This is a genomic window from Pseudomonas sp. PDM14 (assembly GCF_014851905.1).
Taxonomy (GTDB): domain Bacteria; phylum Pseudomonadota; class Gammaproteobacteria; order Pseudomonadales; family Pseudomonadaceae; genus Aquipseudomonas.
In genome coordinates, this window is sequence record NZ_JACVAQ010000001.1 from 1,029,387 (window position 1) to 1,054,310 (window position 24,924).

21 protein-coding genes are annotated in these 24,924 nt (G+C 64.9%); 6 read left to right on the plus strand and 15 right to left on the minus strand.

Annotated features, from left to right (window positions below):
- Nucleotides 1-115: 115 nt before the first annotated feature.
- From IB229_RS04895 to IB229_RS04930, 8 genes are all read right to left on the minus strand, one after another.
- Nucleotides 116-586, minus strand: coding sequence for a hypothetical protein (locus tag IB229_RS04895; RefSeq protein WP_225578912.1), 471 nt, complete (start codon nucleotides 584-586; stop codon nucleotides 116-118).
- A 95-nt stretch (nucleotides 587-681) separates the two neighbouring features.
- Nucleotides 682-1,179 (minus strand): tRNA adenosine(34) deaminase TadA, encoded by a 498-nt coding sequence (tadA, locus tag IB229_RS04900; protein WP_192325525.1) that lies wholly within the window; start codon nucleotides 1,177-1,179, stop codon nucleotides 682-684.
- A 43-nt stretch (nucleotides 1,180-1,222) separates the two neighbouring features.
- Nucleotides 1,223-2,596: a multicopper oxidase family protein gene (locus IB229_RS04905; protein WP_192325527.1), complete on the minus strand. Its 1,374-nt coding sequence runs from the start codon at nucleotides 2,594-2,596 to the stop codon at nucleotides 1,223-1,225.
- A gap of 192 nt (nucleotides 2,597-2,788) precedes the next feature.
- Nucleotides 2,789-4,369: an ABC transporter permease gene (locus IB229_RS04910; RefSeq protein WP_192325529.1), complete on the minus strand. Its 1,581-nt coding sequence runs from the start codon at nucleotides 4,367-4,369 to the stop codon at nucleotides 2,789-2,791.
- A 2-nt stretch (nucleotides 4,370-4,371) separates the two neighbouring features.
- The gene (locus tag IB229_RS04915; RefSeq protein ID WP_192325531.1) at nucleotides 4,372-5,382 is read right to left on the minus strand and encodes an extracellular solute-binding protein; all 1,011 of its coding nucleotides are present in this window, start codon (nucleotides 5,380-5,382) and stop codon (nucleotides 4,372-4,374) included.
- 227 nt (nucleotides 5,383-5,609) lie between these two features.
- Complete coding sequence (gene guaA / locus IB229_RS04920; protein ID WP_192325533.1) at nucleotides 5,610-7,190, minus strand: glutamine-hydrolyzing GMP synthase; 1,581 nt, start codon at nucleotides 7,188-7,190, stop codon at nucleotides 5,610-5,612.
- 117 nt (nucleotides 7,191-7,307) lie between these two features.
- Nucleotides 7,308-8,777, minus strand: coding sequence for an IMP dehydrogenase (guaB, locus tag IB229_RS04925; protein WP_192325535.1), 1,470 nt, complete (start codon nucleotides 8,775-8,777; stop codon nucleotides 7,308-7,310).
- 117 nt (nucleotides 8,778-8,894) lie between these two features.
- Entirely contained in the window at nucleotides 8,895-9,443 is a 549-nt protein-coding gene (locus IB229_RS04930; RefSeq protein ID WP_192325537.1) for a sugar ABC transporter ATPase, read from the minus strand.
- Between the two features lie 124 nt (nucleotides 9,444-9,567).
- Here IB229_RS04930 and xseA point away from each other — a divergent pair, with 124 nt between their 5' ends.
- Together xseA and IB229_RS04940 are read left to right on the plus strand one after the other, a co-directional pair.
- Nucleotides 9,568-10,947 carry an exodeoxyribonuclease VII large subunit gene (xseA, locus tag IB229_RS04935; RefSeq protein WP_192325539.1) on the plus strand — a complete coding sequence of 460 codons (1,380 nt, stop codon included), beginning with the start codon at nucleotides 9,568-9,570 and terminating at the stop codon, nucleotides 10,945-10,947.
- A 23-nt stretch (nucleotides 10,948-10,970) separates the two neighbouring features.
- Nucleotides 10,971-11,795 (plus strand): peptidoglycan DD-metalloendopeptidase family protein, encoded by an 825-nt coding sequence (locus IB229_RS04940; protein ID WP_192325541.1) that lies wholly within the window; start codon nucleotides 10,971-10,973, stop codon nucleotides 11,793-11,795.
- A 104-nt stretch (nucleotides 11,796-11,899) separates the two neighbouring features.
- On the opposite strand, the gene IB229_RS04945 is transcribed toward IB229_RS04940, so the two are convergent.
- From IB229_RS04945 to IB229_RS04960, 4 genes are all read right to left on the minus strand, one after another.
- Entirely contained in the window at nucleotides 11,900-14,332 is a 2,433-nt protein-coding gene (locus IB229_RS04945) for a TonB-dependent siderophore receptor (protein ID WP_192325543.1), read from the minus strand.
- A gap of 168 nt (nucleotides 14,333-14,500) precedes the next feature.
- The gene (locus IB229_RS04950; protein WP_192325545.1) at nucleotides 14,501-15,490 is read right to left on the minus strand and encodes a FecR domain-containing protein; all 990 of its coding nucleotides are present in this window, start codon (nucleotides 15,488-15,490) and stop codon (nucleotides 14,501-14,503) included.
- Nucleotides 15,490-16,044 (minus strand): sigma-70 family RNA polymerase sigma factor, encoded by a 555-nt coding sequence (locus tag IB229_RS04955; protein WP_192325547.1) that lies wholly within the window; start codon nucleotides 16,042-16,044, stop codon nucleotides 15,490-15,492. Before IB229_RS04955 ends, IB229_RS04950 begins: the two co-directional genes overlap by 1 nt.
- A gap of 192 nt (nucleotides 16,045-16,236) precedes the next feature.
- Nucleotides 16,237-16,641 carry a DUF6491 family protein gene (locus tag IB229_RS04960; RefSeq protein ID WP_192325549.1) on the minus strand — a complete coding sequence of 135 codons (405 nt, stop codon included), beginning with the start codon at nucleotides 16,639-16,641 and terminating at the stop codon, nucleotides 16,237-16,239.
- 259 nt (nucleotides 16,642-16,900) lie between these two features.
- Here IB229_RS04960 and IB229_RS04965 point away from each other — a divergent pair, with 259 nt between their 5' ends.
- From IB229_RS04965 to IB229_RS04980, 4 genes are all read left to right on the plus strand, one after another.
- A complete protein-coding gene (locus tag IB229_RS04965) occupies nucleotides 16,901-17,569 on the plus strand; it encodes a glutathione S-transferase family protein (RefSeq protein ID WP_192325551.1) in 669 nt (222 codons plus the stop codon).
- A 99-nt stretch (nucleotides 17,570-17,668) separates the two neighbouring features.
- Nucleotides 17,669-18,916 carry a mechanosensitive ion channel family protein gene (locus tag IB229_RS04970; RefSeq protein WP_192325553.1) on the plus strand — a complete coding sequence of 416 codons (1,248 nt, stop codon included), beginning with the start codon at nucleotides 17,669-17,671 and terminating at the stop codon, nucleotides 18,914-18,916.
- A 304-nt stretch (nucleotides 18,917-19,220) separates the two neighbouring features.
- The gene (leuA, locus tag IB229_RS04975) at nucleotides 19,221-20,897 is read left to right on the plus strand and encodes a 2-isopropylmalate synthase (protein ID WP_192325555.1); all 1,677 of its coding nucleotides are present in this window, start codon (nucleotides 19,221-19,223) and stop codon (nucleotides 20,895-20,897) included.
- A 245-nt stretch (nucleotides 20,898-21,142) separates the two neighbouring features.
- Nucleotides 21,143-22,204, plus strand: a complete 1,062-nt coding sequence (locus IB229_RS04980; protein ID WP_192325557.1) for an NAD(P)-dependent alcohol dehydrogenase — start codon at nucleotides 21,143-21,145, stop codon at nucleotides 22,202-22,204.
- A gap of 128 nt (nucleotides 22,205-22,332) precedes the next feature.
- On the opposite strand, the gene IB229_RS04985 is transcribed toward IB229_RS04980, so the two are convergent.
- The 3 genes from IB229_RS04985 to IB229_RS04995 all read right to left on the minus strand — a co-directional run bounded on the left by IB229_RS04985 (nucleotide 22,333) and on the right by IB229_RS04995 (nucleotide 24,870).
- On the minus strand, nucleotides 22,333-22,830 hold the full coding sequence (locus IB229_RS04985; RefSeq protein WP_192325559.1) for a hypothetical protein: 498 nt from the start codon (nucleotides 22,828-22,830) through the stop codon (nucleotides 22,333-22,335).
- Nucleotides 22,831-22,845: 15 nt separating this feature from the next.
- Nucleotides 22,846-23,634, minus strand: a complete 789-nt coding sequence (locus IB229_RS04990; RefSeq protein WP_192325561.1) for an amidohydrolase — start codon at nucleotides 23,632-23,634, stop codon at nucleotides 22,846-22,848.
- An 87-nt stretch (nucleotides 23,635-23,721) separates the two neighbouring features.
- Complete coding sequence (locus IB229_RS04995; protein ID WP_192325563.1) at nucleotides 23,722-24,870, minus strand: pyridoxal phosphate-dependent aminotransferase; 1,149 nt, start codon at nucleotides 24,868-24,870, stop codon at nucleotides 23,722-23,724.
- Between the last annotated feature and the right edge of the window lie 54 nt (nucleotides 24,871-24,924).

Consider the following 24,924-nt stretch of genomic DNA (forward strand, 5'->3'; position numbering starts at 1 on the left):
CCCACCGACACCTCGATAGCGCCCTCTCCCTGTAGAGGGCCGTCGATAGCCGACTTGATTGGCGGCAATCCCACTCGCCCCTCACCAATGCCAGTTTGCCGCAGACCAACAAGCCTCAGCGCAAAATACGCTGGTTACTCATGGCGCAGTGACTCTGTGCCTGCTTGTCCGCCGACAGCGCGTTCAACTGAGACGTACAGGCCGCCAGGCTCGCGGTCTCGCGAAGGGTCATCTGCGCTGCGCCATCGATGTCGATCAGGTAGGCATTGCGGTAGCGTGGCCCGTCGGTCCACATATCTAGGTTCTGCACGCTGGTCACGCAGCGGTAGTGCACCTGACCGGTGAAGCCCTTCATCTTGTCGCGGCGCAGGATGTGGTGATACTTGAGCCAGTCGCGGTCACGCTGCCCCTGGCGCGAGGCTTCGTTGCAGGCGTCCAGGGTGGTGATGTCCGGCTCGTGGAGGAACACGCTCTGGGCAATGTTAGAACCACCCAGGGTGAAGGTCGCCGACAGGTAGACCTTGCTCTCCTGCGCCGCCACGGGCAGGCCGACCAGTAACAACAGCAACAACATTCCCTGCTTCATGACACGCTCCACCACGACTAACCGCAAAGCGCGCAGCCTAACGGCTGGCACCGGCCGCTGCAAAGTCGAATATCAGCCAGCCGAATCGGTGCGACTCAGGAGGCGCTGCTGGCTGCGTTTTCGCGACGGGCCTTGAAGAACGTCTTGAGCAGATCACCGCACTCCTGCGCCAGCACCCCGCCCTCGACCAGCACGCGGTGATTGAGAAAGTCCTGGCTGAAGAACTGCCCACGGCTGATCACCACGCCAGCCTTCGGCTCCTGGGTGCCGTACACCACGCGCGCGATGCGTGAATGCACGATCAGCCCCGCGCACATGCTGCACGGCTCCAGGGTGACGTACAGGGTGCTGCCGGGCAGGCGATAGTTCTGTTGCGCCGCCGCAGCCGCGCGGATGGCGACCATCTCGGCATGGGCACTGGGGTCGTGACGGGTGATCGGGCAATTGAAGCCGCGACCGATCACCACGCCGTCCTGCACCAGCACCGCACCCACCGGCACCTCGCCCTGGGTCGCGCCCTCGGCAGCCAGCGCCAGCGCCTCGCGCATGAAGCGTTCGTCCTGGCTACGGTCGATGATCTGCGTTTTCTTCATGCTGTCCTGATCGCCCGTTTGCCGGGCTCGGCCGTTACCGCGCTCATACTACTTCGATCGCGGCCATGAGGCCGGTCTCCATGTGGTCGATCACATGACAATGGAACATCCACACCCCCGGATTATCGGCGACGAAGGCGATGCGCGCCGTTTCGTTCTTGCCCAGCAGGTAGGTGTCGGTGAAGTACGGCACGATGTCCTTGCGGTCCGAGTCGAGCACCTTGAAGGCCATGCCGTGCAGGTGGATCGGGTGCTGATACTGGGCCATGTTGCGCAGCACGAAGACGTAGTGCCCGCCCAGCTTGAGGCTGGCGATCGGACGATCGGCACAGGTCTTGTCGTTGATGTCCCAGGCCTGGCCGTTGATCTGCCAGTACTTGTAGCGCCCCGCCGCCTCATCCGCGGGCGACGCCAGGGCGGCCGCCCACTCGAAGTTGAAGCGCAGGGTCTCGGCGCGGCTCAGGTCCGGCTCCGGCAAGGGGTTGGCCGGCAGTTCAGCCGGCCAGTCGCCGGGCCGCTCGGTGGTGGCGACGCCCTTGAGCGTGGCCAGGCGCAGCGGGCCGTTGCGCAGCGACAGTTCGCTGCCAGCGGTCGGCACCTTCAGCGCCAGGTCCAGGCGCATGCCGGGGCCCAGCCAGTACTCCTTGCCCAGCGGCCGCGGGGTGATCGGGTTGCCATCCAGGGCGTAGATGCGCGCCTCACCCTTGGGCAGGTTGAGGCGATAGGTCACCGTGTTATCGACGTTGATCAGGCGCAGGCGCACCACCTGGCCGGCGGGCAATTCGAGGGTCGGCAGCGACACGCCGTTGATGCTCGACAGGCGCCCGCGGGTGCCCTCGCGCGCCGCCTCGCGCGGCACGCTGAAGGCGGTGAATGCGCCCTGCTCGTCGACATGCCAGCTCTTCAGGCACAGCGTGCGCTCGTGGGTGAAGCCGCTCGGCTCGCGCTCCTCGACGATCAGCGGGCCGACCAGGCCGCGACCCAGCTGCTCGGCGCTGGTGGTGTGCGGGTGGTACCAGTAGCTGCCGGCGTCCGGAGTGACGAAGTCGTAGTCGAAGTACTCGCCCGGCAGCACCGGCAGTTGCGAGACATAGGGCACACCGTCCATGTCCAGCGGCAGGCGGATGCCATGCCAGTGGATGGTGCTCGGTACGTCGAGCTTGTTGATGAAGCGCACGCGCAGGCGTTCGCCCTGGCGGCAGCGCAATTCCACGCCGGGCGCCTGGCCGCCATAGCCCCAGGCCGGGGTGACGTGGCCGGGCACCAGCTCGAGGTCGAAGGGGGCGGCAATCAGTTCGTAGTCGTGGCTCGTCGCGTTATGCGGACGGCCCAGCCAGTAGCGCGCGCCGCCGGCGCCGAGGCCGACCACGCCAAGACCGGCCAGGCCGGCGAGAATCTGTCTGCGGGTAAAGGTCATGGGTTCAGCTTCCTGTGAGGACATACCGCTCTGGCTCATCAGGCATGCGCGAGTGCGTGTGCGGCTTCGCGACGCGCCACTCTGGCGGTGGCGTCGGCCCCTACTCGTTGGTGAGCAACAGGGGCCGCACATTCTTGCACAGCCCCCGCGCCCGGGGACACCGCGCAACAGTGACCAGATGCCACAGGCGGATCAGCTGCGCCGGCTGATGTAGGCCCGCGTGGTGAGCAGGTACACCGGCACGCCGGACACCAGCACGATCAGCGCCGCATAGGGCGCCGCGGCGGCGTACTCGAGGTTTGCCGTGTGCGACCACACCGCCGTGGCCAGGGTCTCCAGCCCGGTGGGGCCGAGGATCAGCGTGGCGGTGAGTTCTTTCATGCAGTCGAGGAACACCAGCACGAAGCCGGCGCCGATGGCCGGAAAGATGATCGGCAGGGTCACCTTGAGAAACGCCACGAACGGCGCGCAGCCCAGGGTCCGCGCCGCCTCTTCCAACTGCGGTGACGCCTTCTCCAGCGCCACGCGGATCGGCGACTGCGCCAGCGGCATGAACAGCAGCGCGTAGGCCACCAGCAGCAGCGTGCTGGTCTGGTACAGCGCCGGCATGTAGCCGAGGGCAAAAAACACCAGCGACAGCGCGATGACCAGCCCCGGCAACGCATGCAGCAGGTACGGCAGGCGCTCGGCCAGGCGCGCCAGATGGCCCTGGTAGCGCACCACCAGGATGCCGATCGGCAGCGCAGCCAGGCAGCTCAGCAGTGCGCCGCCGAACGACAGCGAGAACGACGAACCGAGCGCCTCCATCACCTCCATCAGCGGGAAGCTTGCCGAGCTGCCCTGATAGATCCAGAAGCCCAGCATGGTCAGCGGCGTGCCACAACCGATCACCACCAGGGCCACCAGCAACAGCTGGATCGGTGCCTGCCATGCACGCAACGTCACTGGCGTCGAGCGCCGCGCCACGCCCTGGCCGGTGCGCGCATAGCCGCGTCCGCGCAGGATGAACTCCAGCCACAGCATCACCGAGCACAGCGACAGCAGCAGCGCCGAAAGCATGGCCGCGTTGGTGCTGCTGAACTCCAGTTCGAACTGCTGATAGATCGCCGTGGTGAAGGTCTGGTAGCGCATGATCGACGGCGCACCGAACTCCACCAGCATGTGCACCGCCACCAGCAGGCTGGTGCCTAGCAGCGTCGGGCGCAGCAGCGGCAGGGTCACGCGCCAGAAGATCTGCCCGCGGGTGTAGCCGAGCATGCGTGCCGACTCTTCCAGAGCCGGATCGAGGTTGCGCAGGGTCGCCGCCAGCGGCAGGTACACCAGCGGGTACTTCGACAGCACCATCACCAGCACCGTCCCTCCGAGCCCCTCGAACAGCGGGCTGATGGAAATCCAGGTGAAGCCGCTGACGAACGCCGGGATGGCGAACGGCAGACACAGCAGCACGTTCCACTGCCGGCGCCAGCGCAGGTCGCTACGCTCGATGCACCAGGCCAGCGCCAGGCCGATCAGCGCGCAGCCAACGGTCACCAGCACCATCAGCTTCATGGTGTTGGCCAGCAGACCGAAAACGAACGGCCGCCAGAGCAGTTGCCAGGCGGTGTGCCAGCCGGACTCCCAGGTGCGTACCGCGACATAGAACAGCGGCAGCGCGGCGACGATCACCAGCACCAGCACCGGCACCTGCAACCAGAACGGCGGCGACTTGCGCGGCCAGGCCGAGGTACGTACCGGTGGCGCGACCAGCGTGGGTTCGAGGGCTTCCGGCTGCATGCTCAGTTCAGACCGACTTCGCGTTCCAGATCCAGCGCGTCTTCGGCCAGGCCGATCTCCGAGGCGGTGAGCTTCGGCGGGCGCAACTGATCATAGGGCTTGAGCAGCGGATCGGCCGACACGGCCTTGTTCACCGGATACTCGGCGGACTCGCTGAGGATCGCCTTCTGCCCCGCTTCGCTGACCATGAAGGCAAGGAACTGCTGGGCTTCCTTGGGGTGCTTGCTGGTTTTCACCACCGCCGCCCCGGACACGCTGGCCAGGCCGCCGGCATCGCCGTCGGCGAAGTAGTGCAGCTTGGAGTTGAGCTCGCCCTTCTCCTTCTTCAGCGCCATCCAGTAGTAGCTGTTGATCAGCGCCGCGCCGACTTCACCGTTCTCCACCGCCTTCATGGCGATGACGTTATTGGTGTAGGTGGCGCCGAAGGCCTTGAGCCCGGTCAACCACTCTTCCGCCGCCTCGCGCCCGTGCAGACGGATCACCGCCGCGACCTGGCCGAGGAATTCGCCGCTGCTGGGCACGAAGGCGATCTTGCCGCTCCACTCCGGGCTGGCGACATCCAGCACGCTTTTGGGCAGTTCTTCGGCGCTGACCAGCTCCGGGTTGTAGGCAAGGATGCGCACACGCGAGGTAATGCCCAGCCAGTTGCCGGCGGCGTCGGAGAACTGCGCATCGACCTGGCTCAGCGTGGCCGGGTCGACCGGCGCCAGCAGGCCCTGCTGGCCGAGCTTGATCAGCGGCGGCGCCTCCTCGGTGTAGATGATGTCCGCAGGTGAGCGTTCGCCCTCTTCGGCAATCTGGTTGGCCAACTGGCCACCACCGCCCTTGCGGATCAGCACCTTGATCCCGGTCTGCTCGGTGAAGGCCTTGGCCACGGCGCGGCCGGTCGCATCGTGCTGGCCGTTGTACAGGGTCAGCACCACATCACCGGCAAAGGCTGCCGTACTCATCAGACCCGACAGAACCCCGACTGCGCAGGTGCGCAGCAGACCCGTTACAAGACGTGCCGTCATCAGCCACTCCTCTCGTTATAGGAAATACTCTGAAACGATTATACGGGCCAATTGAGCTTCATTCTCAAAAAGCAGACGACCTCGAACGCGACAAAGCGTCGCCAGCAACCGCGATACAGCGCTCGAGCCCAGCACTGGCGGTGGCTGCAGAGAAAAATCCCGGGCAGTAAAAAAGCGTGGGCGCCAGGCGCACCACGCTTCGGTTTACCGCGACGCAGACGCTGCGGTTATTCCCACTCGATGGTGGCAGGCGGCTTGCTCGACACGTCGTAGGTGACGCGGGAGATGCCTTCGATCTCGTTGATGATGCGGTTGGAAACCTTCTCCAGCAGCTCGTAGGGCAGGTGTGCCCAGCGTGCGGTCATGAAGTCGATGGTTTCCACGGCGCGCAGGGCGACGACCCAGGCGTAGCGACGACCGTCACCGACCACGCCGACCGACTTCACCGGCTGGAACACCACGAAGGCCTGGCTGGTCTTGTGGTACCAGTCGAAGTTGCGCAGCTCTTCGATGAAGATGTGGTCGGCACGACGCAGGATGTCGGCGTACTCCTTCTTCACTTCGCCGAGGATGCGCACGCCCAGGCCCGGACCCGGGAACGGGTGGCGGTAGACCATGTCGTACGGCAGGCCCAGCTCCAGGCCGATCTTGCGCACTTCGTCCTTGAACAGTTCGCGCAGCGGCTCGACCAGCTTGAACTGCATGTCTTCCGGCAGGCCGCCGACGTTGTGGTGCGACTTGATCACGTGGGCCTTGCCGGTCTTGGCGCCAGCCGACTCGATCACGTCCGGGTAGATGGTGCCCTGGGCGAGGAACTTCACGTCCTGCAGCTTGGTGGCTTCCTGATCGAACACTTCGATGAAGCTGCCGCCGATGATCTTGCGCTTCTGCTCCGGGTCGCTGACGCCGGCCAGGCGACCGAGGAACAGCTCTTCGGCGTTGGCACGGATCACCTTGACGCCCATGTTCTCGGCGAACATCGCCATCACCTGGTCACCTTCGTGCAGGCGCAGCAGGCCGTTGTCGACGAACACGCAGGTCAGCTGCTCGCCGATGGCCTTGTGCAGCAATGCCGCGACCACCGAGGAGTCGACACCGCCGGACAGACCGAGCAGCACCTTGGAGGTGCCAACCTGGGCACGCACGGTTGCGATGGCGTCTTCGACGATGTTGGCCGCGGTCCACAGGGCTTCGCAGCCACAGATGTCGAGGATGAAACGCGAGAGGATGCGCCCGCCCTGCTTGGTGTGGGTTACTTCCGGGTGGAACTGCACGCCGTAGTAGCCGCGGGTGTCGTCGGCCATGGCGGCGATCGGGCAGCTCGGGGTACTGGCGAGGATGTGGAAGCCGGCCGGGATCTCGGTGACCTTGTCGCCGTGGCTCATCCACACGTCGAGGCCGAACACGCCGTCATCATCCATGTGATCTTCGATGCCGTCGAGCAGGCGGCTCTTGCCGACCACGTCGACACGGGCGTAACCGAACTCACGCAGGTCCGAGCCTTGAACACGACCACCGAGCTGCTCGGACATGGTCTGCATGCCGTAGCAGATGCCGAAGATCGGTACATTCAGGTCGAACACCGCCTGCGGCGCGCGCGGGCTGTTGGCCTCGTGCACGGACTCCGGGCCGCCGGCCAGGATGATGCCCTTCGGCGCGTAGGCGCGGATGGCGTCATTCTCCATGTCGAACGGGTGGATCTCGCAGTACACACCGATTTCGCGCACGCGGCGGGCGATCAGCTGGGTGTACTGCGAACCGAAGTCCAGAATCAGGATGCGGTGGGCGTGAATGTCAGGGTGAGCCATGGCCGTCTCTCGTAGCGGAATTCACAAATGACAAAGGGCTGATAGCAGCCCTGTGTCTTATCAAACTTCAAAAATCGATTTGCCGCGTCACGAGTGCAGCAGCGGCACACCAATTTTTCAGCCCACGCGATAGTTCGGGGCTTCCTTGGTGATCTGCACATCGTGTACGTGCGACTCAGCCATGCCGGCGCCGGTGATGCGCACGAACTCCGGCTTGGTGCGCATTTCCTCGACGGTGGCGCAGCCGGTGTAGCCCATGGAGGCACGCAGGCCGCCCATCAGCTGGTGGACAATGGCGCTCATCGCGCCCTTGTACGGCACGCGGCCTTCGATACCTTCCGGCACCAGCTTCTCGGCGCCGGCCGAGGAGTCCTGGAAGTAACGGTCGGACGAGCCTTGCGCCTGCGCCATGGCGCCCAGCGAGCCCATGCCGCGGTAGGCCTTGTAGGAACGACCCTGGAACAGTTCGACTTCGCCCGGGGCTTCTTCGGTGCCGGCCAGCATCGAGCCGATCATCACGGCGGAAGCGCCGGCGACGATGGCCTTGGACAGGTCACCGGAGAAACGGATGCCACCGTCGGCGATCAGCGGCACACCGGTGCCGGCCAATGCGGCGGCGACGTTGGCCACAGCGGAAATTTGCGGCACGCCGACACCGGCAACGATACGGGTGGTGCAGATCGAGCCTGGGCCGATACCGACCTTGACGCCGTCGGCACCGGCTTCGACCAGCGCCTTGGCGGCGTCACCGGTGGCGATGTTGCCGCCGATCACCTGGACTTCCGGGAAGGTCTGCTTGACCCAGCGTACGCGGTCGATCACGCCCTTGGAGTGGCCGTGGGCGGTATCGACGATGATCACGTCGACGCCGGCGGCGACCAGTGCGCCAACCCGGTCACCGGTGTCGGCACCGGTGCCGACGGCGGCGCCAACGCGCAGACGACCCTGGTCGTCCTTGCTGGCCAGCGGGTAGGCCTTGGCTTTCTCGATGTCCTTGACGGTCATCATGCCCTTGAGGGTGAAGGCGTCGTCGACGATCAGGACTTTCTCGATGCGGTGCTTGTGCAACAGATCGCGGACGGCTTCCTTGGTGGCGCCTTCCTTGACGGTGACCAGGCGCTCTTTCGGCGTCATCACTTCGCGCACCAGGGCATCCAGGCGATTCTCGAAACGCACGTCGCGGGACGTGACGATACCCACCAGGTCGCCGTTGCTCAGCACCGGCACACCGGAGATGTTGTGCTGGCGGGTCAGCTCGAACAGGTCGCGCACGGTGGCGTCGGCCTCGATGGTGATCGGATCCTTGACCACGCCGGCTTCGAACTTCTTGACCTTGCGCACTTCAGTCGCCTGCTGCTCGATGGTCATGTTCTTGTGGATGATGCCGATGCCGCCTTCCTGGGCCATGGCGATGGCCAGGCGCGCTTCGGTGACGGTGTCCATGGCGGCGGACAGCAGCGGGATATTCAGCTCGATGCCACGGGTCAGGCGAGTCTTGAGACTCACGTCCTTGGGCAGAACTTCGGAATATCCGGGGATCAGGAGGACGTCGTCGAACGTCAGGGCTTCTTGGCTGATACGCAGCATGGCGGGGCTCCCGAGCGGGAAAATAAGAAGCGCGGCATTATACCCAGCAGCCCCCCTTCACTCAATGCAAAGAATCAATCGGCAAGACACGAAATTGCCGCATCCAGCCCACCTCGCTCAGCCGCGCACCTGTACCAGCGACAACGGGTAGCCCAGGCGCTCGGCGAATTCCTCAAGAAAAGCCTGACGGAAGGTCGCCGCGCCCCAGTTGTTGAAGATGAAACCGAGGTCGGAGAAGCCGCACGGCTGCAGGAACAGGAAGCCATTGATATCGTCTTCATGGCCGCATTCCGGACAGGTGAAGTTGTCGGTGTCACCGGGCATCCACTCTTCCAGGCTGTCGAACAGCGCCTCGCCGACTTCTCGCCGGCACTCGGCGCAGCCCGCCTCGTGGTACTCGTCGCTGGGCGTATAGATGCAACGCTTGGTCACCACTTCCAGGCCATTGAGCGGCCGACCATAGGGCAACCGTTCTGGCCGCTCGACCACCGCGCGGGCACCGGGGGCAATCGCATAGGCCATGCCGCGGCCGCCCCGACCGCAGGTGGTCGGCAGCGCCTCGACGATGTCGCGCTTGATCAGCCAGCGCAGCAGCGCCTGGGCCTTGCCTTCGTGCCCGGGCACGCGGGAAATCTGCGGGACGATGATGGTCTGCTGGTCGCTCATGGCAAATCACGCTGGCAAAGAGGCGCGCAGCTTAATCGCCATGGCCGGGTCGTCAAGGTCGGTCGTCCGGCGATTGCCCCACGCGCCTGGAACCCGCCCGCGCAATGCCCGTATCATGCCGGCCATGCTCAACGATCCCTTCCAGCGCCTCGGTCTCGACCGCGACGTCCTCAGCGTCAGCCAGCTCAACACCCGTGCGCGGACGTTGCTGGAAGACGTGTTCGCCCAGGTCTGGGTCGAGGGCGAAATCTCCAACCTGGCCAAGCCCGCCTCCGGCCACATGTACTTCACCCTCAAGGACCAGAACGCCCAGGTGCGTTGCGCGCTGTTCCGGCAGAACGCCGCCCGCGTGCGCCAGGCCCTGCGCGACGGGCTGGCGGTCAAGGTGCGTGGCAAGGTCTCGCTGTTCGAGGGGCGCGGTGACTACCAGCTGATCGTCGACAGCGTCGAGCCCGCCGGTGATGGCGCCCTGCGCCTGGCCTTCGACGCGCTGAAAGAGAAACTCGCTGGCGAGGGCCTGTTCAGCGCCGAGCGCAAGGTAGCCCTGCCCAGGCACCCGCAACGCATCGGCATCGTCAGCTCGCCGACCGGGGCGGTGATTCGCGACATCATCAGCGTGTTCCGCCGCCGCGCACCACAGGTGGCGTTGACTCTGATCCCCACCGCCGTACAGGGCCGCGACGCCACCGCGCAGATCGTTCGCGCCTTACAGCTGGCCGACGCCCAGGGCTTCGATGCGCTGATCCTGGCACGTGGCGGCGGCTCGCTGGAAGACCTCTGGTGCTTCAATGAAGAAGCCGTGGCCCGCACCGTGGATGCCTGCGTCACACCGATCGTCAGCGCCGTCGGCCATGAAACCGACGTGTCGATCAGCGATTTCGTCGCCGACGTGCGCGCGCCGACACCCTCCGCCGCCGCCGAACTGCTGGCCCCGGACAGCAGCGACCTGCGTCATCGCCTGGACAACCTCAAACGCCGCCTGCTGTTGCGCATGCAGGGCCGTCTGGCCCATGAACGCCTGCGCCTCGACGGCATCAGCCGCCGCCTGCGTCACCCCGGCGAACGCCTGCGCCAACAGGCGCAACGCCTCGACGACCTGGACATGCGCCTGCGTCGCGCCCTCGAACAGAGCCTGAGCCGCCGCCAGGAACGCCTGGCGCGCCTCGACGGCCGCCTGGCCGGGCAACATCCGGGTCGCCAGCTGGCCCTGCTGCGCCAGCGCCTCGACAGCCTCGCCGAACGTTTGCCACGCGCCACGCAACAATTGCTGCGCCAGCGCCGCCAGGCCCTTGCCAGTCTGGCGCAGACCCTGCAGATCGTCAGCCCGCTGGCCACCCTCGGCCGCGGCTACAGCATCCTCCTCGACGAGCGCGGCAAGCCGATCCGCAGCGCTGCACAGACCCACCCTGGCCAGCGCCTCAAGGCGCGCCTGGGCGAGGGCGAACTGGAAGTACGCGTGGAAGACAACCACCTGACGCCGGTGACCCTGTCGCTGCTCGACTGACCTACACACGGAACGCTTCCTTCATGCGCCTGCTTGTCACCCTCCTGTTGTGCCTCACCCTGCCCGCCTCCGCCCTTGCCGACGGCTTCATCAGCCGCCTGCTGCACAAGCCGGTGCCCGGCGGCGTCGCCGTGCTGCAGCTGGGTGACGCGGCCAGCGCGCCGCAGGTGCGCTACCAGAACAAGCCGGTGCTGGTGGTCCGTGAGGACGGCAAGCAGTGGATCGCCATCGTCGGCATCCCGCTGACGGTCAAGCCTGGTACCAGCGAGGCGCAGGTCGACGGGCGCGCCGTGCCGTTCACTGTCGGCAGCAAGCAGTACCGCGAACAACGCATCACCCTGAAGAACACCCAGCAGGTCAACCCGGACGCCGCGAACCTCAAGCGCATCGAGCGCGAGCTGGCCGAACAGACCAGGGCCTACCAGCAGTTCAGCGCCCGCCAGCCGAGCAACCTGCTGTTCGACAAGCCGGTAGATGGCCCGCTCTCCAGCGCCTTCGGCCTGCGCCGCTTCTTCAATGGCGAGGAACGCAACCCACACTCCGGGCTGGATTTTGCCGTCGGTGCCGGCACGCCGATCAAGGCCCCGGCGGCCGGCAAGGTAATCCTGATCGGCGATTACTTCTTCAATGGCAAGACGGTGTTCGTCGACCACGGCCAGGGCCTGATCAGCATGTTCTGTCATATGTCCAAGATCGATGTGCAGCTGGGCCAGGAGCTACCGCGCGGCGGCCTGGTCGGGCGCGTCGGCGCCACCGGCCGCGCCACCGGCCCGCACATGCACTGGAACGTCAGCCTCAACGATGCGCGGGTCGACCCGGCGATCTTCATCGGCGCGTTCAAACCCTGAAGCATCCACCCGCAGAGCCCCAATAAAAAAGACCGCCGGGTTGCCCCAGGCGGTCTTTTCATTTCACGGCATCACGCACTACCCGAGGGCAGCGCGCCGCAGGCTTACCAGTTGTAGCTCACCTTGGCCGTGATCTCGCGGCCTGGGTTGTAGTAGTTCGCGCTACCACGACCGACCACATGCTGCTCGTCGAACAGGTTGCTGACGTTGACGGCCAGGTCAGTGCCCTTGACGATCTGGTAGTTGAACGCGGCGTCGAACAGCGTGGTGGCATCGCTCTTGCCGGTGTTGTTGAAGTCACCGAAGTAGTAGGCGCCGACATAGCGGGCGCCCAGGCCGACGCTGACGTCGGTGCCCGGCACGCTGTAATAGCTCCACAGCGAGGCCGAATGCTTGGGCGCCGAGACCATCTCGTTACCCTTGATCGATACAGCTTCATACGCCAACTTCGTCGGAGACCATGACTGCAGCGCACCGCGCAGCACCTCGGTATCCATGTAGGAGTAGCCGCCGACCAGACTGAGGTTTTCGGTCAGCTCGGCCTTGGCCTCCAGGTCGAGGCCGCGCACGCGCTGCTCGCCAACGGTTTGCTGATCGATAAGTCCGTTCGACTGTGCGACCGCGGTGGCGACATCTTCCTGGGTCAGCTCGTAGATGGCCGCCGAGAACAGTGCGTTCATCTCCAGCGGCGAATACTTCACGCCCACTTCGTACTGGGTGCCGCGCTCCGGAGTAACACCGACCTCAGGCGGGGAAACGGACTCCACCATGCTGACGTAGGTGGAAACCTCGTCGCTGACGATGTAGGTCAACGCGCCGCGGAAAGAGTTTTCCGAGAAGCTGTCCGAGGTCTTGCGTCCGGCCAGGTGGTCATCTTCAGAGACGTCCATGGAGTCATTGCGCACACCGGCCGTGACGATGAAGCGCTCATAGAACGACAGGTTCTGCTGCAGGAAGACGGACTTGATGGTGCTGTCCTGATCCTTGTCTTGATAGACCTTGGGAGACGAAACACCGCTATATACCGGGTTGGCGGTGTTGATTGGCCCGATATCGCCAAGTGAAGAGAGGCCATATACAGAGACATTCTCGGCAGAGGCATCGAGATACTCCACGCCAACGATGCTGCTGCTGTCGATATTTTCGAAGCGCGCGTCGTACTGCAGCATCACGTTGCCATTGAACTGCTCGGCTTCGCTGTCAACACCCAGGTAACCACGATCAACTACGGTTCCGACATGCCCAGCAGAGTCGCTGATATAGGCGTAACCGTACTCGTCGCTCAGGTCGCTGTGGCGCATGTTGCTGCGCAGGGTGAAGCCGTTGTCGAAGTCATGGCTGAAGTTGGCGCTGACGTTGGTGCGCTCGACATCGTGGAAGTTGTAGCTCGGCTCGCCGAAGAACTCGTCGCGGTCGTACTCACGATCCATCGGGTAACCGCCACTGTTGGGCGTGTTGTCCTGGCGCAGGTGATCCACCACCAGCGTGGCCGAGGTATAGGCCGTCGGCGCCCAGGTCAGGCCGCCCATGACGAAGTTGTTGTCGTCCTGGGAGTGGTCGTACTCGCGATCGCTGTCCTGGAACTTGCCGGTGAAGCGGTAGGCCAGGGTCTGCTCTTCGTTCGCATCGCCGGTATCCAGACCGGTCTCCATGTGGTCGAAGGAGCCATAGGTCGCATAGACCTGGCCGAACTTGCTGAAGCGCGGCTGCTTGGTCACGAAGTTAACCGAACCACCTGGGTCGGCCGGGCCGAACAGCGTGGAGTTGGCGCCACGCAGAACCTCGATACTCTCGTAGGCGAAGGGTTCCTCGCGCACACCGCGCATCGAGCCCAGGGTCAGGCCGTCACGGTAGGTGGTGGCCTGGAAGCCGCGAATCTGGAAGTAGTCGTTGCGGTCGTCGGTGCCGTAGTAGTCGGTGATCACGCCCGGGGTGTACTGCAGAATTTCCTCGGTAGTACTGGCGCTACGCTGCTCGACTTCCTTCTGGGTCACCACGGAAACCGACGCCGGCGTGTTGAGGATGCTGGTTGCCACCTTGCCACCGACCCACAATTCCTGAGCCACCACCGAGCCGGAGGAGTCTTCCGCTGTCGCTTGATTGTTGACCAGGATGGGCGCCAGACGAAACGCCTCTTCGGCTTGCGCCATCTGCAGCCCGTAGCTGCCACCTGCCTGCTGCACCGCCACCAGGCCCGTGCCGGCAAGCAACGCGGCCAAGCCGTCCGTCACCGAGTAGCTACCCCTCAAACCTGGACTGGTCACCCCCTCGGCCAGGCTACCGGCGCCGACCAGGTACACGCCTGCCTCACGGGAAAAGCGCGTGAGCGCGCTGGCGAGCGGGCCCGCAGGAATGTCGTAGCTACGCTCGGCGGTAGCCGCGACACTGCCTTCCGCTGCAGCGAGCGGCGACCAGCTCGCCAGGCTCACAACACTGCCCAGTAATGCCAGGTGAAGCGCCAGGGTCAGTGGGCGCAGGGCAAAGACGTGTGTGGCGGTACCCGGACGGGCAGCGCGCTGGTGGCAGCGGTGGGGCATGGATAGCATTCCTCTCGGGGAGCAAGGGTTGATGAGTGAAGACCCTCAACAGGCGATGCCATGTGGCCGCTCAGAGCGCCGATTCGGCGATGTTTCATGTCTTCTCACTGGATAAACCAGCGAGCAGGCGAAACCCGGAACCTTTTTCTGAGTTTTTTCTGGCCTGGCTCAACGCCTAGCTTCAATGCTCGCCCACCAGGGCATGGGCTGCTCGATACGAATCGGCAACGCCGACGCCAGCATGCGCAGCACACGCTCGGAATCCTGGATGGGGAAGTTGCCGTACACCCGCAGGTCGGCCACTTCATCGGCCACGCCAAGATGGCCCAGGCGATAGCGGCGCAGCTCCTGTACCACCTCGCGCAGGGAGATGTTGTCAGCCAGCAGCGTGCCCTGGGTCCAGGCTTCACGCGCCGCGTCGGCGGCCAGGCTGTCGCCGATACGCTCGGCGCTGAACGGGGCCTGCTGGCCAGCGCCAACCACACGGGTTTCCCCGCTGGCGGTGCGGATTTCCACGGCGCCTTCATAGACAGCCAGCCAGGTGCGCTCGCCGTCGCGGCGCACGTTGAAACGAGTGCCCAGGGCCTGCAGGCGCCCGTGCTCGGTCTCGACATAGAAGGGGCGCGCGCCCTTGGCGGTGGCGATGAACACCTCGCCACGCAGCAGCGTGACGACGCGTGCATGGGCGCTGAAGGCAAGGTCGATGGCGCTGGCGGTGTTGAGCCAGGTGCGGGAACCATCGGCCAGGGTCATTTCGCGCAGCTCACCCGTGGCGGTGCGGTAATCCGCGCCCAATGCCATCAGGCTCGACGGCAGCAGCGCTTCGCGCCAGCCCAGCCAACCGCACAGGCTGCCAGTGGTGATAACCGCCATCCCGCTCAGCAGGCGACGCCGCGAGTGCATACGCCCAGCGGCAATTTCCAGCGCATCCGCCGCCAGGCGCGTATCGGCTCGACCAAGCAGCGGTTCGAAATCTTGACTGATGCCTTCGACATAACGCCAGGCCTGCTCGTGCAACAGATCCGCACCCAGCCAGGCCTGCCAGCGAGCGTACTGCTGGGCGCTGGCCTGGCCATCACGCAGGGTGGCGTACCAGTAAGCCGCCTGCTCCAGCACAGCGTGCGACGGCAAGGCCTGCTCGTAGCTACGGCTCTGCATCAGCCGAGCGGCTCCTGGCGCAACGCAGCAACCGTCGCGCTGGCACGCAGGGTCAGGCACGCGAGCATGGCCTGGGCCACGTACTTGCGCACCATGCGCCCGGAGACTCCCAGCTCTGCGCCGACCTCATCGTCGGTCATCTCGCACACCACCGCGAGGATGAAACCCCGCGCGGCCTTGGCCGACAGCGTCTGCAGCATGCCACTGATTTCCTCCAGGGCTTGCAGCACCGCAGCCTGTCGCTCGGCAGAGGGGTACTGGTCTTCCGGCAGTGCCGCCAGGGTATCGAGCCAGGCGCGCTCGATTTCCTGACGCCGCCACAGGTTGATGCACAGATTTCTCGCGATGGTGCGCAGGTAGCCGCGGGCCTCGCCCATGCTGGCGAAGCGCGGCGGGCTGGCCCCGCCGATCAGCCGCAGGAAGGTGTCCTGGGCCAGGTCGGCAGCATCGCAGGCGTGCCCCAGGTGTCGACGCAACCACGCCTGCAACCAGCCGTGGTGGTCGCAATACAGGGTCTCCAGCGATGGAGGGGAGACATAGGCAGATGAGCTCACAGGCAGTCACCACGCCGCTGGGTGGCGTCCCGCGGGCATCAAGATCTTTAGAGCAAATGAGAATTGCTATTAATCATCACACGGCAGGCCATCCAGCAGCAACTCGCCACACTACCGACGGGGCATTGCTGCGTAATTACCAGCCCATGGGAAAGCCCAGGGCCGCGCTGAATACGACCAGTGAGTTGCCGATCAGGGCGCCGGCTTTTCCACCCGCTCCAGCCTGTAGAGCTTGTCGATCTGGCAGATCTGCGGCATCTCGCCCATACCGTCGAACACCGTTACATGGTCGAGGTGAGTCAACTGACCGATGGTCGAGCTGTAGCCGATGGTGCTGCTGAAGTCGAGGCGATCGCAGTCACGGGTGAACTCGAGCAGATAGCGCCGCCCTGGCGCCAGACCGAGCAGGATATGGCGCTTGTCCAGGTACTCCCAGTCGTCGATTTCGTAGCGGCTGATCGACGTCTGCAACTCACCTTGGCTCAGCCCCAGCTTGGCCAGGCGATGCTCCAATGGCAGCTGTTCGTCATGCACATGCTCGCTGGAGGCACAGCCACCCAGCGTCAGCAGCGCACACAGCACCAGGATGGACTTCATGGGTACCTCCACTCGGCAGAAACAATTCAGGCCACATGCACGGCCCGCTTTCAACACCAGTCGGATCGGGTATTGCGCTGTGCTGACCGCCTACGGCCTGACGGCTCGAGGAGCGACGAAACCCTATAGTGACTCGAGTAGTAGTGGCGCCCCTACCCCGCATCAGCTGACGTTCGCATGTAAAGTGGCAGCTATCCGCTGATCGCCCTCCGACCTGATGGGCACGGTCATCGGCATCCGCACCCGACAAGGAGCCATGATGATCACCGTTCACCATCTGAACAACTCACGCTCGCAGCGCATCCTTTGGCTGCTCGAAGAACTGGGGGTGGAGTACCAGATCAAGCGCTACGAGCGCGACCCCAAGACCATGCTCGCCCCGGCAGAGTTGCGTGCCGTACACCCACTGGGCAAGTCACCGGTGGTTACCGACGGCGACCTGACCCTGGCCGAATCCGGCGCCATCATCGACTACCTCGCCAATCGCTACGATACAGACCTGCTATCGCCCGCCGGCACGCCCGAACGGCTGCGCTGCAACTACTGGCTGCACTACGCAGAAGGCTCGGCCATGCCGCCGCTGCTACTGAAGCTGGTGCTCGACAAGGTCGAATCCAGCCCGATGCCCTTCTTCGTCAAACCGATTGCCCGCGGCATCGCGCAGAAGGTCAAGAAGGCTCTGATCACCCCGCAGTTGAACCTGCACCTGGACTACCTCGAGGGGGAACTGGGCAAGAGCAGCTGGTTCGCGGGCGAGGACTTCAGCGTCGCCGACATCCAGCTGAGCTTCCCCCTGGAGGCCGCTACGTCCCGTGGCGGGCTCGACGCCAGCAGACCTCGGCTCAAGGCATTTCTCGAGCGTATCCATAAGCGTCCGGCCTACCGCCGGGCTCTGGAAAAAGGCGGCGAGTACGCTTACGCCAACTAGACCTGCGACGCATTTGGCAAAAGACCGACGCCGACCTGAAACACCTCGTTTGTTAAGGTGACGCCTCGTTTTTTGCCGGAGCCGCCAACCAGGATGCCGATGAACAGCTATTACACCACCGCACTCGACTGGATCGAACGCCATCCGGAACTCCACACCCTACTCGGCCTGAGCCTGCTGCTGCTCGGTGCCTGGATCGCCAACTGGATCGTCAAGCGCATCCTCGTTCGCGGCCTGTATCGGGCGCTCAAATCCACCGCCATGGGCCAGGACAAGGCGCTGGCCGACTCCCATGTGGTCGCACGCCTGGCCAACATCGTGCCGGCGCTGATTCTCACCAGCGGCATCAAGGTGGTGCCGCACCTGCCAGCGGCCTTGGTCACCGTGGTGGAGAACGTCTGCAGCGCCTTCATCATTCTGACCATCGCCCTGGCCATCGGCGGCGTGCTGAACCTGATCAACGCGCTCTACCAGCGTCGCCCCGACGCCCATATGAAGCCGATCAAGGGCTACATCCAGGTCGTCACCATCGTCATCTATGCGATTGCGGCCATTCTCATGGTCGCGGCATTGATCGACCGTTCGCCCCTGATCCTGCTCTCCGGTCTCGGCGCGATGGCCGCCGTGCTGATGCTGATTTTCCAGGACACTCTGCTGTCGCTGGTGGCCAGCGTGCAGATTTCCTCCAGCGATATCATCCGCGTCGGCGACTGGGTGGAAATGCCGCAACTCAACGCCGACGGCGACGTGATCGACATCGCCCTGCACACCGTCAAGGTGCAGAACTTCGACAAGACCATCACCACCATCCCGACCAAGCGTTTCATCAGCGACCCGTTCAAGAACTGGCGCGGCATGCAGGAATCCGGCGGGCGCCGGATCAAGCGCAGCCTGTACCTGGATCAGACCAGCGTGCGCTTTCTCAGCCCGGACGAAATCGCCCACCTGCAGCGCTTCCTGCTGCTCGGTCAGTACCTGACCAACAAACAGAGCGAGCTGCTGAGCTGGAACACCGAACTGGCCGAAGCCGCCCAGGAGCCGGCCAATACCCGTAGGGTCACCAACCTCGGCACGTTCCGCGCTTACATAGAGCACTACCTGCGTCAGCATCCGGGCATCAACCAGAACATGACCCAGCTCGTGCGCCAGCTACAGCCCACCGCCGATGGCCTGCCACTGGAGGTCTACTGCTTCACCAATACCGTGGCCTGGGTGGCGTACGAAGGCTATCAGTCGGACATCTTCGATCACCTGCTGGCGATCCTGCCGGAATTCGGCCTGCGCGTGTTCCAGCATCCGAGCGGCGCCGACATGCGCGAGTTGCGCCCGCAGTTGCACACACCGTGAGCAGCAGGGCCTTGTGCGCGCGGCAAAAAGCCGCGCAAGCAGGAGCCAATAAACAGACAAAACACGCAATAAAAATTCAGCAAGCAAATAGAAAAGGGGATTTTCACCAAATTCATCGACATGCTTGCCAGCTTTAGCCTCACTGGTTAGGGTTGACTCCATGAACAACGCCCACACCCTCATTCTGCTACGCCAGCACGCCTGCCTACGCCTGGTCAGCCCACGACTGCGTAGCTAAAGCGTTTCGCCTGCTCGCCACTCCCTTTCTCGCTTACCCGGCCTGCCGCCACCCAGGATTCGCACCATGACCATGCTCAAAGACCCGTCGTCCAAGTACCGCCCGTTCACCCCGATCAACATTCCGGACCGCACCTGGCCGGATCAGATCATCGACAAGGCGCCGATCTGGCTGTCCACCGACCTGCGCGACGGCAACCAGTCGCTGATCGAGCCGATGGACGCCGAGAAGAAGATGCGCTTCTTCAAGTGCCTGCTCGCCGTGGGCCTGAAGGAAATCGAAGTGGGCTTCCCGTCCGCCTCGCAAACCGATTTCGACTTCGTCCGCGAGCTGATCGAAGGCGGCCACATCCCTGACGACGTGACCATCCAGGTACTGACCCAGGCCCGTGAAGACCTGATCACCCGCACCTTCGAGTCGCTCAAGGGCGCCAAGAAAGCCATCGTCCACTACTACAACGCCACCGCACCGAGCTTCCGCCGCATCGTCTTCAACCAGGACAAGGCCGGCGTCACCGAGATCGCCGTGGAAGCGGCGAAGATCGTCAAGCGCCTGGCCGCCGCGCAGCCGGAAACCCAGTGGGGCTTCGAGTACTCGCCAGAAGTGTTCAGCTCCACCGAGATCGATTTCGCCGTCGAGGTGTGCAACGCGGTGATCGGCGTGTTCCAGCCGACCCCGGCGCAGAAGCTGATCCTCAACCTGCCGGCGACCATCGAAGGCGCCACACCGAACAACTACGCCGACCAGATCGAATGGTTCGGCCGCCATGTCGACCGTCGTGACAGCGTGCTGCTCAGCCTGCACACCCACAACGACCGCGGCACCGGCGTGGCCGCCACCGAGCTGGGCCTGATGGCCGGTGCCGACCGCGTGGAAGGCTGCCTGTTCGGCAACGGCGAGCGCACCGGCAACGTCTGCCTGGTCACCGTGGCGCTGAACCTCTACACCCAGGGCGTCGACCCGCAACTGGACTTCTCCGACATCGACACCGTGCGCAAGGTGGTCGAGGAGTGCAACCAGCTGCCGGTGCACCCGCGTCATCCCTACGTCGGCGACCTGGTGCACACCGCGTTCTCCGGCTCGCACCAGGATGCGATCCGCAAGGGCTTCGCCCAGCAGGATCCGAACGGCATCTGGGAAGTCCCGTACCTGCCGATCGACCCGGCCGACATCGGCCGCGACTACGAGGCGGTGATTCGCGTCAACAGCCAGTCCGGCAAGGGCGGCATCACCTTCCTCCTCGAGCAGGAGTACGGCATCAGCCTGCCACGCCGCATGCAGATCGAGTTCAGCCAGGTGGTGCAGAAGGAAACCGATCGCCTGGGCCTGGAGATGACCGCCGAGCAGATCTACCAACTGCTCGACAATGAATACCTCAAGGCCAACAGCCCGTATGCGCTGAAAAGCCACCGCCTGCAGGAAGAAAACGGCATCTGCAACGTCGACATCGACGTCAGCGTTGACGGCGAGCTGCGCCGCAAGCACGGCACCGGCAAGGGCCCACTGGAGGCGCTGGTCGCCGCCCTGCCGATCAATGTCGAAATCATGGACTACCACGAGCACGCCATCAGTTCGGGCACCAACGCCCAGGCCGCGGCGTACATCGAGATCCGCGTCAACGGCGGACGCCCGCTGCACGGCATCGGCATCGACGAGAATCTGACCACTGCGACCTTCCGCGCTCTGTTCAGCGCACTCAACCGCGCCCTGAGCCAGGCCGAGGAAAAGACCCACGCGGCCTGATGCCTCGCAGCACTGAAAAGGGATGCCTCGGCATCCCTTTTTTATTGGCCAGCGCCCGGCTGGGTGTTGCCCGACCGTGCTTGCGCCCCTGCTAGCGGAGCATTTCAAGAGGAATCGACACGCCCACGACAGGATTAGGCAAATGCCCACGGCGATGCCTGTACTAGGCTTGTCCGACACCTTTCCCATGGCCCGCCCGTAACCGTACGGCGGCGCCCCGTTCCTTGTGCCCACAGGAGTTGTTCATGAAAACCCTTGGCTATGCAGCACAGAATCCCGGCACGCCCCTGGCGCCGTTCCAGTTCCAGCGCCGCGCCGTCGGCGCCAATGACGTGCAGATCGACATCCTCTTCTGCGGCGTATGCCATTCCGACCTGCACACCGCACGCAACGAGTGGAACAACACCCTCTACCCGTCGGTGCCCGGTCACGAGATCGTCGGCAAGGTCCGCGCGGTCGGCAGCAACGTCAGCGCCTTCAAGGTCGGTGACATCGCCGGCGTCGGCTGCATGGTCGACAGCTGCCAGTCCTGCCCGTCCTGCGCCGAAGGCCTCGAGCAGTACTGCGAGAGCGGCTTCACCGGCACTTACAACGGTCCGGTATTCGGCGGCGAGAACACCTTCGGCGGCTACTCCGACAACGTCGTGGTGGACCAGAAGTTCGTCCTGCGCATCAGCCACACCGGCAACTTCGCCGCCGTCGCCCCGCTGCTCTGCGCCGGCATCACCACCTACTCGCCGCTGCGCCAGTGGAACGTGCAGCCGGGGCACAAGGTGGGCGTGGTCGGCCTCGGCGGCCTCGGCCACATGGGCGTGAAAATCGCCGCGGCGATGGGCGCTCACGTGGTGCTGTTCACCACCTCGCCCAACAAGCGCGAAGATGCCCTGCGCCTGGGCGCCGCCGAAGTGGTGGTGTCGAAGAACCCGGACGAGATGGCCGCCCACGCCAACAGCTTCGACTTCATCCTCAACACCGTGGCCGCACCGCACAACCTCGACGCGTTCCTCGGCCTGCTCAAGCGTGACGCAACCATGACCCTGGTCGGCGCGCCTGACTCGCCGCACCCGTCGCCGGAAGTGTTCAGCCTGATCTTCAAGCGCCGCCGCCTGGCCGGCTCGCTGATTGGTGGCATTGCCGAGACCCAGGAGATGCTCGACTTCTGTGCCGCGCACGGCATCGTCTCCGACATCGAAATGATCCCGATCCAGGGAATCAACCAGGCCTACGAGCGCATGCTCAAGAGCGACGTGAAGTACCGCTTCGTGATCGACATGGCCTCGCTCAAGGACGACGCCAGCGCAGCCTGAACAACGCCGCACCATGCAAAACGCCGGGCACCGCCCGGCGTTTTCGTTTTACCGATCAGGCAGCCCTCGTAGGGCAGCCCCTTGCGCACCGCACACCCGTCGCCTGCATCGATGCGCGCGGCGTTCAGTCAGGGTTGCTCGACCGCCACCGGCCCGCCCAGGGTGGTCAGCTCACCGTCGCCGGGGTCGATCACCAGCACGGCGGCGAACACCACCACGAAGAATGCCAGCAGGAACAGCAAGGCGACGCCGAACGCTCGCCAGTTGGACCTGAAGCGCCCGCCATGCGCGCAGACCGCCTCGCCGAACAACGACTTGGCGTGCTGGTGCATGCCGAGCACCTGGGCGACGGTCAGGCCTATTCCCGCGCCATCCGGCAGCCAGTAGCCGATCACCATCACCAGAACGAGCACGCCGACACCCACCAGCCAGGTGTTGCGCACCCGCTCGTGCATACCGAGCACACGCAGGTTATGGGCCGTGATGTAGGCGCCGGCCAACGGGGTGCCGAAGAACGTCGCAATACCCACGGCGCTCATGCGGTAGAGCGGGCGTGCGGCCTGCGAGTCAGGCGCGAGCAGCTCGGCAGAAGGCGCGCGATACGGGCTGTCTTGATTGGCATCCATGCGGCGAGCTCCGGTTCAGAAGATATCGAGATGAAAGTGATCGGCATCGCGGTCTGCCGGGAAGCGCTCGCGATAAGCCGCCAGCTCGGCAGCCTTGAGGCTGACGCGAAACACACCCGCGGCCTCACCCGGTGCCAGCAGGGCTTCGCCCTGAAAGTCCAGGACCTGGCTGTCGCCACTGTAGGGATGACCATTGCCGTCGCTGCCGATGCGGTTCACCGCGGCCACGTAGCAGAGGTTCTCGATCGCGCGGGCTGGCAGCAGGCGGTTCCAGTGCTGACGCCGTGCGGCCGGCCAGTTGGCGGTGTAGAGCAGCAGGTCGGTGGTGGCCGGGTCGCGACTCCAGACCGGGAAGCGCAGGTCGTAGCAGATCAGCGGGCGCACCCGCCAGCCCTTGAGTTCCAGCAGCACCTGGGCGTCACCGGCGCTGTAGTGCTTGTGCTCGCCGGCCATGCGGAACAGGTGGCGCTTGTCGTAGTGCGCGAGCGAACCGTCCGGGCGCGCCCACAGCAGGCGGTTGCGGTAGCTGCCGTCGACGGCCTGGATGATCAGGCTGCCGGTGATCACCGCGTCGATGCGCCGGGCCTGCTCACGCAGCCACTGCACGGTCGGCCCGTCCTCGGGCTCGGCCAGTTCGGCCGAGTGCATGGAAAAGCCGGTACTGAACATTTCCGGCAGCACCACCAGGTCGGCGCCGCGGGCCTGCTCTAGCAAGGCGCCGAAGTGGGCCCGGTTGGCGACCGGGTCCTGCCAGGCCAGCTCGCTCTGGATCAGCGCCAGTTCGAGGTCGGGTTTGTCGCTCATCACAGCGCCTCGCGATTTTTTGTAGGGGCCAGCTCGCTGGCGATGCCTTGGGTTGTAACGGATCGCCAGCACGCTGGCGCCCATCGATCACACCGCGCAGAGCTTCTCGGCGGCCTGGCGCAGGGTCTCTTCACGCTTGGCGAAGCAGAAGCGCACCAGGCGCAGATCACGCGGCGCCTGCTGGTAGAACACCGACACCGGGATGGTCGCCACGCCATGCTCGCGGGTCAGCCATTCGGCCATCTCCACGTCGTTCAGGTCCGGGCGGATTGCCGAGTAGTCGGCCAGCTGGAAATAGGTGCCCGGCGTGCGGGTGAAGCGGAAACGCGAGCCGCCCAGCAGGTCGCAGAACAGGTCACGCTTGGCCTGGTAAAAGGCTGGCAGCTCCTCGACATGCTCGGGATTTATCACCATGAAATCGGCCAGGGCGTGCTGCAGCGGAGTCACCCCGCAGAAGTTCACGTACTGGTGGATCTTGCGCAGCTCGGCGGTGAGCGCCGGTGGCGCCACCACGTAGCCGGTCTTCCAGCCGGTGACGTGGTAGGTCTTGCCGAACGAGCTGACCACGAAGGCGCGCGCGTACAGCTCGTCGTGGGCCAGCACGCTGGCATGACGCACGCCGTCAAAGATCAGGTGCTCGTAGACCTCGTCGCTGATGATGTGGATATCGCGCCCACGGATCAGCGCCGCCAGCTGGTCGAGATCGGCACGCGACAGCAGCGCGCCACTGGGGTTGTGCGGCGAGTTGAGGAAGATCAGGCGGGTGCGCGGGGTGATGGCATCGGCCAGGCGCTGCCAGTCCACGGCGAAGTCCGGCAGGGCCAGCGGCACATGCACGCAGCGCCCGCCGGCCAGCTCGACGGAGGGCTCGTAGCTGTCATAGCAGGGGTCGAGGACGATGGCCTCGTCACCCGGATGGATCAGCGCCTGCACTGCGCAGAAGATCGCCTCGGTGGCGCCTGGGGTGATGGTGATCTCGCTGTCGGCATCGCGCTGTACGCCATAGCTGCGGGCGATCTTGGCCGCCACCTGCTGGCGCAGAGCCGGTAGGCCGGTCATCGGCGAATACTGGTTGCGCCCTTCCAGCACATGGCGGGCCACGGCTTCACGCAGGGCCAGTGGGCCGTCGAAGTCGGGAAAGCCCTGGGACAGGTTGATGGCGCCGACTTCCGCGGCGAGCTGGGACATGCGGGTGAAAATGGTGGTGCCGACATTCGGCAACTTGCTGGTGAACATCTGGCCTATTCCTGCAGACGGGCGCGAGCCGCGAGGATAGCCGATGGCTGGCGC

Coding starts and splice junctions, on each gene's coding strand:
- IB229_RS04915 (WP_192325531.1), bottom strand. CDS start 5,382: ATGACGGCACGTCTTGTAACGGGTCTGCTGCGCACCTGCGCAGTCGGG.
- IB229_RS04995 (WP_192325563.1), bottom strand. CDS start 24,870: ATGTTCACCAGCAAGTTGCCGAATGTCGGCACCACCATTTTCACCCGC.
- IB229_RS04910 (WP_192325529.1), bottom strand. CDS start 4,369: ATGCAGCCGGAAGCCCTCGAACCCACGCTGGTCGCGCCACCGGTACGT.
- IB229_RS04895 (WP_225578912.1), bottom strand. CDS start 586: ATGAAGCAGGGAATGTTGTTGCTGTTGTTACTGGTCGGCCTGCCCGTG.
- guaA (WP_192325533.1), bottom strand. CDS start 7,190: ATGGCTCACCCTGACATTCACGCCCACCGCATCCTGATTCTGGACTTC.
- IB229_RS04970 (WP_192325553.1), top strand. CDS start 17,669: ATGAACAGCTATTACACCACCGCACTCGACTGGATCGAACGCCATCCG.
- IB229_RS04985 (WP_192325559.1), bottom strand. CDS start 22,830: ATGGATGCCAATCAAGACAGCCCGTATCGCGCGCCTTCTGCCGAGCTG.
- IB229_RS04960 (WP_192325549.1), bottom strand. CDS start 16,641: ATGAAGTCCATCCTGGTGCTGTGTGCGCTGCTGACGCTGGGTGGCTGT.
- IB229_RS04930 (WP_192325537.1), bottom strand. CDS start 9,443: ATGAGCGACCAGCAGACCATCATCGTCCCGCAGATTTCCCGCGTGCCC.
- IB229_RS04945 (WP_192325543.1), bottom strand. CDS start 14,332: ATGCCCCACCGCTGCCACCAGCGCGCTGCCCGTCCGGGTACCGCCACA.
- IB229_RS04965 (WP_192325551.1), top strand. CDS start 16,901: ATGATCACCGTTCACCATCTGAACAACTCACGCTCGCAGCGCATCCTT.
- IB229_RS04940 (WP_192325541.1), top strand. CDS start 10,971: ATGCGCCTGCTTGTCACCCTCCTGTTGTGCCTCACCCTGCCCGCCTCC.
- xseA (WP_192325539.1), top strand. CDS start 9,568: ATGCTCAACGATCCCTTCCAGCGCCTCGGTCTCGACCGCGACGTCCTC.
- tadA (WP_192325525.1), bottom strand. CDS start 1,179: ATGAAGAAAACGCAGATCATCGACCGTAGCCAGGACGAACGCTTCATG.
- guaB (WP_192325535.1), bottom strand. CDS start 8,777: ATGCTGCGTATCAGCCAAGAAGCCCTGACGTTCGACGACGTCCTCCTG.
- leuA (WP_192325555.1), top strand. CDS start 19,221: ATGACCATGCTCAAAGACCCGTCGTCCAAGTACCGCCCGTTCACCCCG.
- IB229_RS04990 (WP_192325561.1), bottom strand. CDS start 23,634: ATGAGCGACAAACCCGACCTCGAACTGGCGCTGATCCAGAGCGAGCTG.
- IB229_RS04905 (WP_192325527.1), bottom strand. CDS start 2,596: ATGACCTTTACCCGCAGACAGATTCTCGCCGGCCTGGCCGGTCTTGGC.
- IB229_RS04950 (WP_192325545.1), bottom strand. CDS start 15,490: ATGCAGAGCCGTAGCTACGAGCAGGCCTTGCCGTCGCACGCTGTGCTG.
- IB229_RS04980 (WP_192325557.1), top strand. CDS start 21,143: ATGAAAACCCTTGGCTATGCAGCACAGAATCCCGGCACGCCCCTGGCG.